Annotated in this window: 12 protein-coding genes; 8 read left to right on the top strand and 4 right to left on the bottom strand. The window is 71.4% G+C overall.

Features of this window, described 5'->3' with window-relative positions:
* The first annotated feature begins 13 nt into the window (after positions 1-13).
* The 7 genes from ACZ3OF_RS20195 to ACZ3OF_RS20165 all read left to right on the top strand — a co-directional run bounded on the left by ACZ3OF_RS20195 (position 14) and on the right by ACZ3OF_RS20165 (position 8725).
* On the top strand, positions 14-1576 hold the full coding sequence (locus ACZ3OF_RS20195; protein ID WP_467305968.1) for an outer membrane protein assembly factor BamB family protein: 1563 nt from the start codon (positions 14-16) through the stop codon (positions 1574-1576).
* A gap of 45 nt (positions 1577-1621) precedes the next feature.
* Positions 1622-3445, top strand: a complete 1824-nt coding sequence (locus ACZ3OF_RS20190; RefSeq protein WP_467305967.1) for an outer membrane protein assembly factor BamB family protein — start codon at positions 1622-1624, stop codon at positions 3443-3445.
* A gap of 178 nt (positions 3446-3623) precedes the next feature.
* Positions 3624-4313, top strand: coding sequence for a helix-turn-helix transcriptional regulator (locus ACZ3OF_RS20185; protein WP_260230064.1), 690 nt, complete (start codon positions 3624-3626; stop codon positions 4311-4313).
* Positions 4314-4462: 149 nt separating this feature from the next.
* Positions 4463-5506: a galactose-1-phosphate uridylyltransferase gene (gene galT / locus ACZ3OF_RS20180; RefSeq protein ID WP_361671939.1), complete on the top strand. Its 1044-nt coding sequence runs from the start codon at positions 4463-4465 to the stop codon at positions 5504-5506.
* The gene (gene galE, locus ACZ3OF_RS20175) at positions 5503-6483 is read left to right on the top strand and encodes a UDP-glucose 4-epimerase GalE (protein ID WP_361671941.1); all 981 of its coding nucleotides are present in this window, start codon (positions 5503-5505) and stop codon (positions 6481-6483) included. The genes galT and galE overlap by 4 nt, the downstream gene beginning before the upstream one ends.
* The gene (galK, locus tag ACZ3OF_RS20170) at positions 6480-7640 is read left to right on the top strand and encodes a galactokinase (RefSeq protein ID WP_361671943.1); all 1161 of its coding nucleotides are present in this window, start codon (positions 6480-6482) and stop codon (positions 7638-7640) included. Before galE ends, galK begins: the two co-directional genes overlap by 4 nt.
* A gap of 311 nt (positions 7641-7951) precedes the next feature.
* Positions 7952-8725, top strand: coding sequence for a response regulator transcription factor (locus ACZ3OF_RS20165; protein ID WP_361438528.1), 774 nt, complete (start codon positions 7952-7954; stop codon positions 8723-8725).
* Here ACZ3OF_RS20165 and ACZ3OF_RS20160 read toward each other — a convergent pair.
* Positions 8684-9181 carry a MarR family winged helix-turn-helix transcriptional regulator gene (locus ACZ3OF_RS20160; protein WP_361671946.1) on the bottom strand — a complete coding sequence of 166 codons (498 nt, stop codon included), beginning with the start codon at positions 9179-9181 and terminating at the stop codon, positions 8684-8686. The two genes, ACZ3OF_RS20165 and ACZ3OF_RS20160, sit on opposite strands and share 42 nt — an antisense overlap.
* A 131-nt stretch (positions 9182-9312) precedes the next feature.
* Between ACZ3OF_RS20160 and ACZ3OF_RS20155 the strand changes: the two genes are divergently transcribed.
* The gene (locus ACZ3OF_RS20155) at positions 9313-10155 is read left to right on the top strand and encodes a trans-aconitate 2-methyltransferase (RefSeq protein WP_361671948.1); all 843 of its coding nucleotides are present in this window, start codon (positions 9313-9315) and stop codon (positions 10153-10155) included.
* Between the two features lie 95 nt (positions 10156-10250).
* Here the strand turns inward: ACZ3OF_RS20155 and ACZ3OF_RS20150 are convergent, their stop codons facing one another.
* The 3 genes from ACZ3OF_RS20150 to ACZ3OF_RS20140 form a co-directional block, all read right to left on the bottom strand.
* Positions 10251-11960, bottom strand: coding sequence for a VCBS repeat-containing protein (locus ACZ3OF_RS20150; protein ID WP_361671950.1), 1710 nt, complete (start codon positions 11958-11960; stop codon positions 10251-10253).
* Between the two features lie 214 nt (positions 11961-12174).
* On the bottom strand, positions 12175-12849 hold the full coding sequence (locus ACZ3OF_RS20145; protein ID WP_361438535.1) for a TetR/AcrR family transcriptional regulator: 675 nt from the start codon (positions 12847-12849) through the stop codon (positions 12175-12177).
* On the bottom strand, positions 12846-13823 hold the full coding sequence (locus ACZ3OF_RS20140) for an acyl-CoA desaturase (RefSeq protein WP_361671952.1): 978 nt from the start codon (positions 13821-13823) through the stop codon (positions 12846-12848). Before ACZ3OF_RS20140 ends, ACZ3OF_RS20145 begins: the two co-directional genes overlap by 4 nt.
* Positions 13824-14001 lie beyond the last annotated feature (178 nt).

Genomic DNA, 14001 nt, shown 5'->3' with positions numbered 1-14001 from the left:
CCGGCCGAATCCGATGACGACACCTAGACAGCCGGAGCCGCCCGCGCCGACGTACGGGCCGTACGGACGACTCAATCCGTACGGCGGCGGGGGCTCCGGCCCCGCCGTGCCGCCTCAGGCACCGCCACCACCCGTTCGCGGGAAGCGCCGCCGTACGACCGCCGTGATCGCGGCGGTCGTGGCGCTGCTGCTCGCCTCAGGCGGCGTGGCCTGGTACGCCCTGGGGGGCGACGAGGGCTCTCGGGGCACCGACGACGCCAAGGCGTCGCCGGCCCCCACCGCCTCGGGCGCGGCGACCCCGTCCGCCGGGCCCTCGGGTCCGCCCGCCCCGGACGCCGCCGACGCGGCCCGCTACAACGCGGGCCGCGCTCCCGGCGAGGCCTCCGTCCTGTGGGTCCGGAAGAACGACATCGACGTCACCACGCTCACCGGGGACGTCTTCGGCCCCTGGCTGGTCGGTGACACCCTCGTCACCGCCATGTACCGCACGGTCACGGCCCATTCGGTCGTCGACGGCACGGTGAAGTGGCGGATGATGCTCGACACGGAGATCTGCCGTGCGTCGCACGACGTCTCGGCCGACGGGAAGATCGTCCTCGCCCGCAAGGACCGTCTCCACGCGGACGTCGACGAGTGCCGTCAGCTCCAGGCGATCGACCTTCGCTCCGGCAGGTCCAGCTGGCAGCGGAAGATCACGAAGGAAGGCGACTTCGACTTCGGTACGGACTTCTCGCTGGCGATCAGCGGCGGCACCGTCACCGCGGGCCGGGACCTCTACTCGACCGGGTACCGCCTGAGCGACGGCAAGCAGCTGTTCGGCCGGTGGGAGAAGAGCGAGTGCCAGCCGTACGCGTACGCCGGAGGCCCGAAGCTCATCGCCGCGGTCTCCTGCACGAAGGACGTGAACAAGCCGCAGGAGGAGATCCACGAGGTCGATCCTGTGACCGGGAAGTCCCGCTGGAAGTACCGGCTCCCGGTCGGCTACCGGGTGGACCACGTCCTGTCCGTGCGCCCGCTCGTCGTCTCGGCCGACAACCGTGCCCAGGGCACCCACGGCATGGTCGTCCTCAACGAGGACGGCACGAAGCGGACGTCGCTCAAGGGCCCCGGCTTCTATGACGAGGGGTGCGACGACGACACCGCCCAGCAGGGCAACCTGCAGCGATGCCAGGTCGTCGCGGACGACACCCACGTCTACATCGCGATCGAGGGAGCGCCCAAGGGCAAGGGCAACGAGATCGCCGCCTTCGACCTCGACACCGGCACCATCGTGCGGCGCATCGGGGGAGTCGAGGGGCGCAGGTCCTGGCCGTTGCGGATGGAGGGCGGCTCACTGGTCGTCCGGAGGGCCGCGCTGCTCGACGAGCCCGGTTCGCTGGCCACCGTCGCGCCCGGCGCGACCGAGCCCGTCGAGACGCTCCGGCTGCCGCGTGTGACCGGGCGCCTGGAGTCGCGCTTCCACGATTCCCCGGCGCTGTACGTCGACGGCCGGTACATCCTTGTGCAGCAGCTCGTCGTGGGTGCGAACGACTCCGAGGAGATGAAGAGGGAGACGCTGTTGGCCTTCGGCAAGTGACACCGACCCCCGCCCGTCCTCCCACACCTCAGAGGTATCCACACCATGACGCAGCCGCCGCCCCCGCCCAGCCAGCCCCCGGGCCCACCGCCGAACCAGCCGCCGCAGGGCGGGTTCGGTGCGCCGCAGGACCCGCCGCCCGGGGGGTTCGGCGCGCCCACGCCGCCGCCGAACCAGCCGTCGTACGGCTACCCCCAGCAGCCGCCGACCCAGCCGCAGTACGGCTACCCGCAGCCGGAGCAGCCGCCGACGCAGCCGCAGTACGGCTACCCGCAGCCGGAGCAGCCGCCGACGCAGCCGCAGTACGGCTACCCGCAGCAGCCGCAGCAGCCCTACGGGTACCCCACCCAGCCGCAGCAGCCGTACGGCTATCCGCAGCAGCCCGCGCCCGTGGCCCCCGGTGGCGGCAAGAAGCTGTCCGCGCAGATGCAGATCGTCATCGCCGCCGTCGTCGCCGTCGCCCTGATCGTCGGCGGCGGGATCTGGTACGCCAACTCCGGCGGCGGCGAGGAGAACGACACCGCGGGAGGGACCACCGGCTCGACCCAGGAGCAGAACAAGGGCGGCAACGGCCTCGGCGGCAACGGCAAGGAGAAGGTGCCGGGCAACACGCAGGCCACGCTCAAGTTCCAGCTCCCCGAGCCCAAGGTCGAGGACATCACCGACGTCGGCGGCTCCTGGATCACCGACAAGGCGTACGTCAAGACCGGCGTCAACTCGATCGTCGGCTACGACCTCGACAAGGGCACCCCGGTCTGGACCCTGCCCCTGCCCGGTCAGGTCTGCGGCACCTCGCGCCACACCACCGCCGACAACAAGACCGCCATCCTCTTCGAGGCGACCAAGCGTGTCGGGCCGAAGTTCTACCAGCCGTGCACCGAGGTCGGCGTCATCGACCTGACCACCGGCAAGCTGGTGTGGTCCACCTCCGTCACCGGCGGCAACGCGGGCGACGACAAGGCCAAGTTCAGCGAAGTCACCCTCAGCGGCACGACCGTCGCGGCCGGCGGCACCGACGGCGGCGCCGCCTTCGACCTGGCCAACGGCAACCCGCGCTGGAAGCCCCAGGCCAACGCCCAGGACTGCTACGACATGGGCTACGGCGGCGGCGAGGGCCTCGTCGCGGCGCGCAAGTGCGGTTCGTACGGCAGCCAGTACGTCGTCATCCAGAACCTCAACCCGACGACGGGCCAGCCCATCTCCCAGTACAAGATGCCCACGGGCGTGGAGTACGCGGCGGTCGTCTCGACCAAGCCGCTCGTGGTCGCCGCCGACGTCGGCGACACCGCCGGTGACGGCAGCGGCATCTCGGACTTCTTCTCGATCGACGAGAAGACCGGCAAGCTGAAGGTCAAGATCGCGGCGAACGCGGACCGTTTCGCGGGCCGTTGCCGCTCCACCGAGGTCGAGACGTGCAGCAAGGTCGTCGTCGGCAACGGCCGGCTCTACCTGCCCACCGAGGAGCACGAGGGCTCCACCGGTGAGTACGGCGACGAGACGAACGAGATCCTGTCGTTCGACCTGACCACCGGGAAGCAGGCCCCCGAGAAGGCCGACGCCGGTGACCGGTACACGCTGATCCCGCTGCGCATGGACGGCGGCAACATCATCGCGTACAAGGCCCCGCCGTACGACAAGGGCGGTCAGATCGTCTCCATCGACGGCGGCACCATGAAGTCGACGCTGCTCCTGGAGAACCCGTCGGACAAGACGGTGCGGGACGCCGAGGGCAGCTTCTCGGCGGACTACTCCGAGATGCTCTACGCGAACGGCCGGATGTTCATCTCCGCCGTCAACCTGAGCAAGCCGCGCGAGTCGTCCTCGACGAGCGACAAGGAGTACCTGGCACTGGCGTTCGGTACCAGCTGACCCGTGCCGCACGGCAGCACAGCCCGGCGCGTCGAATCACTCGACGCGCCGGGCTGTTTGCGTGGGCCCCTGTTGGGTGAGTATTCGACAGTCTGGGGGGACAAGCGTGTAGTTTGCCGGGTCATCGGAGTGGCTGGGGCCGGGGGACGGCTCCAGGGGGGAACTGAGGGGTTGCTCGATGGGCGTGCGGCTCATGGTGGTCGACGACCACCGACTGCTCGCCGAGGCGTTGGCCTCGGCACTGAAACTGCGCGGGCACCGGGTGCTCGCGGCGGCGGCCCCGGTCGCGGGCGCCGCGGAGCTGGTGGTGAGCCGGGCGCCCGAGGTGTGCCTGCTGGGCACGGCGGCCCCGGCGGAGCCGGGGGCCTTCGACCCGATCGTACGGATCAAGCGGGAGCGGCCGCAGGTGGCCGTGGTCGTGCTGGGCCCTGTGCCCTCGCCGCGCGGGATCGCGGCGGCCTTCGCGGCCGGCGCCTCCGGATACGTACGGCACGACGAGCGCATCGAGGGCGTCGAGCGGGCGCTGATCAAGGCGCGGGCGGGGGAGTCGGCGGTGGCGCCGCAGCTCCTCCAGGGGGCCTTCACGGAGCTGCTCAACCCGGCGGCGCAGCCCGACGACGAGGGGCAGCGGCTGCTGCGGATGCTGACGCCGCGCGAGGTCGAGGTCCTGGTCCGGGTGGCGGAGGGCGAGGACACCCGGCTGATCGCCGCCGGGATGGGGATCGCGCCGAGCACGGCGCGCACCCATGTGCAGCGGGTGCTGATGAAGCTGGGTGTGGGGTCGCGGCTCGAGGCGGCGGCGCTGGCCGCGCGCACGGGCCTGCTGGACCGCGCCCCGGTGCCGGGAGCCCGCAGCGAGTATCCGTGACGGTCATCTGTCGCGCGTACCCCTAGCCGCGTCCGCGGCCTGACGCATCCGACGTCAACCTGCGCGATGCGCGCTCACCGTTGACTCATGATGTTTGATTGTGGTTCCTTGTGCGTGGTTCTGTTTGGTTCCCCGTCTGAGGACACCCCGTGAAGAAGACCGTCACCACCCTCGCCGACGGGCGCGAGCTCATCTACTACGACGCGCGGGACGACGCCGTCCGGGACGCCGTAGACGCCCGAGAGCTCGACCCCGTCTCCTCCGCCTCCGAGATCCGGTACGACGCGCTCCTCGGGGACTTCGTCGCCGTCGCCTCGCACCGCCAAGGCCGGACCTACCACCCGCCGGCCGACGCCTGCCCGCTCTGCCCGTCCCGCGACGGCCTGCTGAGCGAGATCCCGGCCGCGGACTACGACGTCGCCGTCTTCGAGAACCGGTTCCCCTCGCTCGCCGGGGAGAACGGCCGGTGCGAGGTCGTCTGCTTCACCTCCGACCACGACGCCTCCTTCGCCGATCTCACCCCCGAGCGGGCGGCGCTCGTCCTCGACGCCTGGACCGACCGGACGGCCGAACTCGCCGAGCGGCCCGGCGTCGAGCAGGTCTACTGCTTCGAGAACCGCGGCGCCGAGATCGGCGTCACCCTCGGCCACCCCCACGGCCAGATCTACGCGTTCCCGTACGTCACCCCCCGTACGGCCCTGATGCGGCGCCAGGCCGCCGAGCACCGCGCCCGCACCGGACGCAACCTCTTCGACGACGTCGTCGCCCGTGAGCGGCGGGACGGGGGCCGCGTGGTCCTGGAGAGCGAGCACTGGATCGCCTTCGTGCCGTACGCCGCGCACTGGCCGTACGAGGTCCATCTCCACCCCACCCGCCGGGTGCCCGACCTGCGGGCGCTCGACGAGGGGGCCCGCACAGCCTTCCCACAGATCTATCTGGAACTCTTGAGGCGCTTCGACCGGATCTTCGGACCCGGCGAGCCGCCCACGCCGTACATCGCCGCCTGGCACCAGGCGCCGTTCACCGGCGCGGACCGTGAGGAGTTCGGGCTGCACCTGGAGCTTTTCACCGTCCGCCGGGCGCCCGGCAGACTGAAGTACCTCGCGGGCACCGAGTCCGGCATGGGCGCGTTCATGAACGACGTACCGCCGGAGGCGGCGGCCGAACGACTCCGAGAGGTGGCAGGCAAGTGACGGCTGCGACATCGAAATACCTGGTGACCGGCGGCGCGGGATACGTCGGGAGCACGGTCGCGCGCCATCTGATCGAGGCGGGTCACGAGGTGACCGTCCTCGACGACCTTTCCACCGGCTTCGCCGAAGGCGTCCCGGCCGGCGCGGAGTTCATCGAGGGCCGCATCCAGGACGCCGCCACGTGGCTCGACGGCTCCTACGACGGCGTGCTGCACTTCGCCGCTTTCTCCCAGGTCGGCGAATCGGTCGCCAAGCCCGAGAAGTACTGGGAGAACAACGTCGGCGGAACGATGGCCCTGCTCGCCGCCATGCGCACCGCGGGCGTGGGCAGGCTGGTCTTCTCCTCCACGGCCGCCACCTACGGCGAGCCGGAGTCCGTCCCGATCACGGAGTCGGCGCCGACCGCCCCGACGAGCCCCTACGGCGCCTCCAAGCTGGCCGTCGACCACATGATCGGCGGCGAGTGCGCAGCCCACGGGCTGGCCGCGGTCTCGCTGCGCTACTTCAACGTGGCCGGTGCGTACGGCGCCTGCGGGGAGCGGCACGAGCCCGAGTCGCACCTGATCCCGCTCGTCCTGGAGGTGGCTCTCGGCCGGCGCGAGGCGATCAGCGTGTACGGCGACGACTATCCGACCGGTGACGGCACCTGCGTGCGCGACTACATCCACGTCGCCGACCTCGCCGAGGCCCACCTCCTCGCCCTGGACGCCATGACCCCCGGCGAGCACCTGATCTGCAACCTCGGCAACGGCAACGGCTTCTCCGTGCGCGAGGTCGTCGAGACCGTCCGCAAGGTGACCGGCCACCCGGTCCCCGAGATCATGGCCGCGCGCCGGGCCGGCGACCCCGCCGTCCTCGTCGCCTCGGCCGAGGCCGCGCGTGAGCGGCTCGGCTGGATTCCGTCCCGCCCGGACCTGGCGGACATCGTCTCGGACGCCTGGGCGTTCGCCCAGGAGCGGGAACGGGAGCGCGGATGAGCGTGGCGGGCGAGTTCGAAGCGCTGTACGGGGCGGCGCCCGAGGGGGTCTGGGCCGCCCCCGGACGCGTCAACCTGATCGGTGAGTACACCGACTTCAACGACGGCTTCGTGATGCCGCTGGCCCTGCCGCACACCGCGGTCGCCGCCGTCTCCCGGCGCCACGACGGGGTGCTGCGGGTCCACTCCGCCGACGTCGGGGGCGGGATCACCCGGCTCGACCTGGACGCGCTGGAACCGCTCGCCCCGCTCGCGGGCGGTTCCGGCGCGAGCTGGGCCGCCTACCCGGCCGGTGTCCTGTGGGCCCTGCGCGAGGCCGGGCACCCGGTCACCGGGGCGGACATCCACCTCGCGTCGACCGTGCCGACCGGGGCGGGCCTGTCGTCCTCCGCCGCCCTGGAGGTCGTGACCGCGCTCGCCCTGAACGACCTCTTCGGCCTCGGGCTCTCCCGCCCCGAGCTCGCCGTCGTGGCCCAGCGCGCCGAGAACGCCTTCGTCGGCGTCCCGTGCGGGGTGATGGACCAGATGGCGTCCGCGTGCGCGATCGAGGGCCACGCCCTCTTCCTGGACACCCGGGACCTCTCGTACCGGCAGGTGCCCTTGGACCTCGCCGCGCAGGGGCTGCGGCTCCTCGTGGTGGACACGCGGGTGAGGCACGCGCTCGGGGACGGCGCGTACGCGGAGCGACGCGCCGGGTGCGAAGCAGGCGCGCGGGCGCTCGGTGTGCGCACGCTGCGCGAAGTCCCGTACGTGCAACTGCCCGACACCCTCGCGCGTTTGAGCGAGGAATCGGTTCGCCGCTATGTCAGGCACGTGGTTTCGGACAATCAGCGGGTCGAGCGGACGATCGCCCTCCTCGACGCCGGGGACGCGGCGGCCGTCGGTCCCGTCCTCAATCAGGGCCATGCCTCGCTCCGGGACGATCTGCGCGTCTCCTGCCCCGAGTTGGACCTCGTGGTCGAGGCGGCGAACGCGGCCGGCGCGCTGGGGGCGCGGATGACGGGCGGCGGTTTCGGTGGCTCGGCGGTCGTCCTTGTGGCCCAGGAGCGGGCGGACTCCGTGGCCGCGGCGGTCGGGAAGGCCTTCGCCGAGGCCGGGTTCACCGCACCGCGTGTCTTCCCCGCCGTGCCCTCCGAGGGGGCCCGCCGGGAGTCGTAGGCGGAGTGCCCGGCGGCCGGATGGTGAGAACGCCTTCGGAATTGTCGACTTCTGTCGCGACGGTGTCCTTGTGACACAGCAGTCCCATCGTGTTCGGCCACTTCTCCCAATCGGCTTCCCCTGTGGCCCCCCACCCGTACTCTGATGCACAGCGCCGGTGGGGGCCGGTGCTGATCAGGGGGCGAGACCAGTCGGGTACGGCGCCCGGGACGGGGTAACTGTCACTGCACGGCGGCGGCCGCGCGATCGACGGACCCTCGTCCCCGGAGCCGTACCCGCGCCGGTCCGTTCCTCGACACTTGGGGGTGTCCGTGGCTCGTATCCGGGTCCTGGTGGTGGACGATCACCGCATCTTCGCCGAGTCGCTGGCCGCCGCGCTCGCTGCGGAGCCCGACGTCGACGTGTCCGCCGCGGGCAGCGGTCCGGCCGCCGCGCGCTGTCTGGACCGCGCGGTCGCCGAGGGGCGCCGGTACGACGTGATGCTGGTCGACGCCGACCTGGGCACGGTCGCCGGACCTGCCGCCTCCCTGACGGTCGCCCAGGCCGTACCGGACGACGGCGGGGGTGTCGTCGACGGCATCTCGCTGGTCGCCGGGGTCCGTTCGACCCAGCCCTCCGTCCGCACGGTCGTCCTCGCCGAGAAGGACGACCCGCACCGGGCCGCGCTCGCGCTGCAGGCCGGGGCCTCGGGCTGGGTGGCCAAGGACTGCTCGCTGCAGCGGCTCCTCGCCGTGATCCGCGGGGTCCTGCGCGACGAGACGCATCTGCCGCCGGCGCTGCTGACCGGCGTCCTGCGGGAACTGACGGCGGCCCGGAAACACCGCACCGAGAGCGAGCAGCTCGTGGAGTCGCTGACCCCGCGTGAACGCGAGGTGCTGCGCTGCATGGTGGCCGGGCTGGGCCGCAAGGCGGTCGCCGAGCGGCTCTTCCTCTCCCCGCACACCGTCCGTACGCATATGCAGAACGTGCTCGGGAAGCTGGGCGTGCACTCCACGCTCGCCGCGGTCGCGCTGGCGCGCCGCGCCGGGGTCGGACCCGCCGAGCTATCCGGGGATGTTGTCGAACGGGGCGGTCAGCTGGCGTAGCAGCCCCGCCAGTTCGCCGCGCTCGGCGCGGGAGAGCTGCGCGAGGATGGCCCGCTCCTGGGCGAGCAGTCCGGCGAGTGCCTGGTCGGCCCGGTCACGCCCCTCGGGCGTCAGACGGACGAGCACCCCGCGCCGGTCGCTGGGGTCGGGGAGCCGCTCCACCAGGCCCTTCTTGGTGAGCCGGTCGATGCGGTTGGTCATGGTGCCCGAGGTGACCAGCGTCTGGGTGAGGAGCTGGCCGGGGGAGAGCTGGTACGGAGCTCCCGCGCGGCGCAGCGAGGTGAGGACGTCGAACTCCCAGGGCTCCAGCTGGTGCTCGGCGAAGGCGAGCCGACGTGCGCGGTCGAGATGGCGGGCGAGCCGCGAGACGCGGCTGAGCACCTCGAGCGGTTCCACGTCGAGGTCCGGGCGCTCGCGGCGCCATGCAGCGACCAACCGGTCGACCTCGTCCTCCATGACGATCAGTGTAGAGGGTCTGTTGACATAAAGTCTCTTGACGTCAAGATATATTCGGATGGACTATGGGGAAGGACCGGGCCGGGACCTAGTTCCGCTTCGGCAGCTCGTTCCAGCAAGGGGGCTCGAACATGCATTCCGCACCATCTTCCGCTTCCGCCGCGCCAACGTGGGATCCGCAGCAGTACCTGCGGCATTCCGGCCACCGCACCCGTCCGTTTCTCGACATGCTCTCCCGAATACCGCGTCTTCCCTCCGTGGGCAGCCCGGCCAGGATCGCCGACCTCGGCTGCGGTCCCGGCAATGTGACCGTGCTCCTCGCCGACCGTTGGCCCGACGCCCACATCACCGGATTCGACCTCTCTCCCGACATGCTGGAACGGGCCGAGAAGGACTGGGCGGGCACCACGGCCGGCGGCGGCTGGCTGGACTTCCGCCCGACCGACGCGGCGCACTGGACCCCGGAAGAGCCCTACGACCTGATCGTCTCCAACGCCGCCCTGCAATGGGTCCCCAACCATCCCGAGTCCTTCGCCGCCTGGATCGACGCCCTCAAGCCCGGCGGAACGTTCGCCTTCCAGGTCCCCGGCAACTTCACCGCGCCCAGCCACGCACTGCTCGGCGAACTCTGTGACACGCCCCAGTGGCGCGCCCGTCTCGCCGGCGAGGGGCGCCGCTTCGTCCACATCCTCGACCCGGCCGACTATCTCCTGCGCCTGACCGACCTCGGCTGCGTGACCGAGGTCTGGGAGACCACCTACTCGCAACTCCTCCAGGGCGAGGACCCCGTCCTCGACTGGGTCAAGGGCACGGCTCTCCGGCCCGTCCTGACGGCCCTGGAGGGCGACCAGGAGGCGACGGACGCCTTCCTCGCCCAGTACCGCGACCTGCTGCGCGCCGCCTACCCGCCGGGCCCGCGCGGCACGGTCTTCCCGTTCCGGCGGATCTTCGCGATGGCGACGAAGCCGTCGTGACGGCGGCGCGGTGAAACGGCGTCGTGACGCACGGGCGCCCCGCACCGGCAGACCGGTGCGGGGCGCCTTCGCGTGCCGTGTCCGCCCCGGGGGCGTCAGGACATCGTGTTGTAGATGCCGAAGCCGTTGCCGATCTTGGCCCGCGCGGTGAACTTGCTCGCGGAGGTGTTCAGGTAGCTGTACAGGTCGCCCGCCGACGTCACACCCAGCAGGTCGCCCTTGCCGTCGGCGTTCAGGTCGCCGGGCGCGACCAGCTTGGCGTACGTGTTCCAGCCGCTGCCGACCTTCACCCGCGCCTTGAACGGCGTGGCCGCGACACCCGTGCCCGGGTACACGTACAGGTCGCCGCCCGAGGTGCGGGCCACGATGTCCGTGCGGCCGTCGTTGGTGTAGTCGCCCGCGCCGATGATCTTGTTGTAGACACCCCAGCCGCCGCCGACCTTGACGCGGGACGCGAACGCCGTGCCCTGGCCGTTGCCCCGGTACAGGTAGAGCGTGCCGGAGCCGTCACGGGCCAGCAGGTCGCCCTTGCCGTCGCCGCTCAGGTCACCCGCGCCGACGAGCGTGTTGTACACGCCCCAGCCGGCGCCGATGTAGTCGCCCTGGATGTAGAGGCCGCCCTCGTAGACCTCCGCGATGTCGGACGAGCCGTCCGGGTTCAGGGAGGACAGGTGCGTGAAGTTGGCGCCCGCCCAGCCGCCCGGGTCGCCGAGTTGGCTGCGCGAGGCGAGCTTGCCGGTGGTCCTGCTGCCGTACCAGAACATCGTCCCGGCCTTGTCCCGCGCCAGGAGGCCTTCCTTGTTGCCCGTGACCGGGATGTTGCCCGCGCCGCCGAACTGCGGGACGCCGTCCCAGCCGCCGGGGTCGCTGGACTGCGAGCGCGGCGCCAGCGTGCCGTCGCCCCTGCCCAGGTAGTACCAGAGCGTGCCGGCCGTGTCGCGGGCGATCAGCTCGGTGTGGCCGTCGCCGTTGTCGTCGCCCACGGCGAAGATCTGGTTGTAGACGTTCCAGCCGCTGCCGGTCTTCACGCGCGAGGCGAACGGCGCGGCCGGGTCGCCCGTACCGGCGTAGAACCACAGCGTGCCGGCCGTGTCACGGCCGTACAGGTCGGCCTTGCCGTCGCCGTTGTTGTCGGAGACGCCGACGAGCTGGTCGTAGATGCTCCAGCCGCCGCCGACCCGCACGCGCGCGGTGAACGGCGCGGTGGGGTCGCCGGTGCCCAGGTAGAGGTACAGGCTGCCGCCGTGGTCGCGGCCCAGCAGGTCGGCGCGGCCGTCGGCGTTCACGTCACCGGGCGAGACGATCTTGTTGTACGTCTGCCAGCCGGTGCCCCGCCACGGCACGTCCGCCGGGCCGCTGGGGGTCATGTCCCGGTACAGGGAGAGCACACCCTGCTCCGACAGCATCAGGACCTCGGGACCGCTGGTGTCCCCGCCCTGGTTGCCGATCGGGACGATGTCCTTCGTCAGCTCCGCCTCGTACAGGGTGACGAGGCCGCCCGCGCCCGTGGACGTGGCGGTGTACACGTCGCCGCTCCAGGCGCGGTAGATCAGGTCGCTGATGCCGTCGCCGTCGAAGTCCGACAGCTGCGGGGCGGCAGCGGTGGCACCGTCGGCGGCCGCGCCGCCCGCACGGGCGGCGTCGGACGAGGGACGCGTCAGCGTCGGCGGGGTGAAGGCGGAGGCCGGCTTCTCGACGGCGGTGTGCGGCGTGGGCTGATCGGCCGACGCCGGGGTCGCGAGCAGCATGCCCGCGGAGAGGACGAGAGCGGTGCATGCCGCGAGGCGCGCACGCGTGGTGTGCACAGAACGCAAGAGATCCCCCCCAGGGATCAGAAAATTCTTCGGACCGGGCGCAGGGGTCCGCGACGCCTCCGTACGACGCGTACGCGCGTACGAAGGGCGAACACCCCCCCGGATGTGGAGGGGAGCATACCGCCGATCACCGACAACGGGCCCACGAATACCGCGGGGCGATCAGGGCCCGGGCGGCCGGCGGCCCGGGGCCCGGCCGCGACGGTCAGGACTTGCGGTGGCCTATCAGGCGCGGCTTCTGCTCAAGGCCGTCGAGGCCGTGCCACGCCAGGTTCACCAGATGCGCGGCCACCTCCGCCTTCTTCGGCTTGCGGACGTCCAGCCACCACTGGCCCGTCAGCGCCACACTGCCCACCAGCGCCTGCGCGTACAGCGGCGCCAGCTTGGGGTCGAAGCCCCGGGCCTTGAACTCCAGACCCAGAATGTCCTCGACCTGTGTGGCGATGTCACTGATCAGCGACGCGAACGTGCCCGTCGACTGCGCCACCGGCGAGTCACGGACCAGGATCCGGAAGCCGTCCGTGTACCGCTCGATGTAGTCCAGCAGCGCGAACGCCGCCTGCTCGAGCAGCTCCCGCGGATGCCCCGCCGTCAGCGCCCCCGTCACCATGTCGAGCAGCTGGCGCATCTCCCGGTCGACCACGACCGCGTACAGGCCCTCCTTGCCGCCGAAGTGCTCGTACACCACCGGCTTGGAGACCCCGGCCTTCGCCGCGATCTCCTCCACCGACGTGCCCTCGAAGCCCTTCGCGGCGAAGAGAGTCCGGCCGATGTCCAGCAGCTGCTCGCGGCGCTCCGCGCCCGTCATCCTCACCCGGCGGCCACGCCGTGGTTTGTTCTCGCTGCTGGTACTGCCGTCGATCGCCACGTTCTCCATCATGCCGCGTCGACGGGCTCGCCCCGGCGCCGGGCTTCGATCCGGGAGGCGTTCGGCCAGCGCACGTCGTACGCCCAGCCCAGCTGCTCGAACCAGCGGATCAGCCGCGCGCTGGAGTCGATCTGGCCGCGCAGCACACCGTGGCGTGCCGACGTCGGGTCCGCGTGGTGCAGGTTGTGCCAGGACTCGCCGCACGACAGGACCGCCAGCCACCACACGTTGCCGGAACGGTCACGCGACTTGAACGGCCGCTTGCCGACCGCGTGGCAGATCGAGTTGATCGACCATGTGACGTGGTGCAGCAGCGCGACCCGGACCAGCGAACCCCAGAAGAACGCGGTGAACGCGCCCCACCAGGACATCGTCACCAGGCCGCCGACCAGCGGCGGGATCATGAGCGACAGCATCGTCCAGTAGATGAAGTCACGGGAGATGCGGCGGATCGCCGGGTCCTTGATCAGATCAGGTGCGTACTTGGCCTGCGGCGTGCGCTCCTCGTCGAACATCCAGGCGATGTGCGCCCACCACAGGCCCTTCATCAGCGCCGGCACCGTCTCGCCGAACCGCCACGGCGAGTGCGGGTCGCCCTCCGCGTCGGAGAACTTGTGGTGCTTGCGGTGGTCCGCCACCCACCGCACCAGCGGACCCTCCACCGCCAGCGAGCCCATGATCGCCAGCGCGATCCGCAGCGGACGCTTCGCCTTGAACGCGCCGTGCGTGAAGTAGCGGTGGAAACCGATCGTGATGCCGTGACAGCCGATGTAGTACATGGCCACCAGCAGGCCCAGATCGAGCCAGCTCACCCCCCATCCCCAGGCCAGCGGCACCGCCGCGAGCAGGGCCACGAAGGGCACCGTGATGAACAGCAGCAGCGTGATCTGCTCGATGGACCGCTTGCTGTCGCCGCCGAGCGTGGCGGAGGGCAGTTCGGAGAGGTCTTGGCCGGTGGGTTCGAGTACCTCGGGGCTGGAGGTCATGGGTGTCCCCTGGGGGTGAGGGTGAGGGAATGGAGCCGCGCCTACGGGACCGTAACCTACGGCGACGTAAGTATGGCAGCGCCGTGGCGCGCGGCAAGAGGGCACACGAGGGGCTAGCGAGTGTCCAAGGAATGGACACCTATCCTGTTGGCGTCGGACAGCGCGGTCCGCAAGCCTT

This window comes from Streptomyces sp. NPDC022552, assembly GCF_055561875.1.
The sequence above is the reverse complement of the archived record's forward strand: the minus strand, read 5'-3'. Positions and strand labels throughout refer to the sequence as shown.

Excerpts from the sequence above, each read along its gene's own strand:
- ACZ3OF_RS20195 (WP_467305968.1), top strand. The coding sequence starts at position 14 with ATGACGACACCTAGACAGCCGGAGCCGCCCGCGCCGACGTACGGGCCG.
- ACZ3OF_RS20190 (WP_467305967.1), top strand. The coding sequence starts at position 1,622 with ATGACGCAGCCGCCGCCCCCGCCCAGCCAGCCCCCGGGCCCACCGCCG.
- ACZ3OF_RS20185 (WP_260230064.1), top strand. The coding sequence starts at position 3,624 with ATGGGCGTGCGGCTCATGGTGGTCGACGACCACCGACTGCTCGCCGAG.
- galK (WP_361671943.1), top strand. The coding sequence starts at position 6,480 with ATGAGCGTGGCGGGCGAGTTCGAAGCGCTGTACGGGGCGGCGCCCGAG.
- ACZ3OF_RS20160 (WP_361671946.1), bottom strand. The coding sequence starts at position 9,181 with ATGGAGGACGAGGTCGACCGGTTGGTCGCTGCATGGCGCCGCGAGCGC.
- ACZ3OF_RS20155 (WP_361671948.1), top strand. The coding sequence starts at position 9,313 with ATGCATTCCGCACCATCTTCCGCTTCCGCCGCGCCAACGTGGGATCCG.
- ACZ3OF_RS20145 (WP_361438535.1), bottom strand. The coding sequence starts at position 12,849 with ATGATGGAGAACGTGGCGATCGACGGCAGTACCAGCAGCGAGAACAAA.
- ACZ3OF_RS20140 (WP_361671952.1), bottom strand. The coding sequence starts at position 13,823 with ATGACCTCCAGCCCCGAGGTACTCGAACCCACCGGCCAAGACCTCTCC.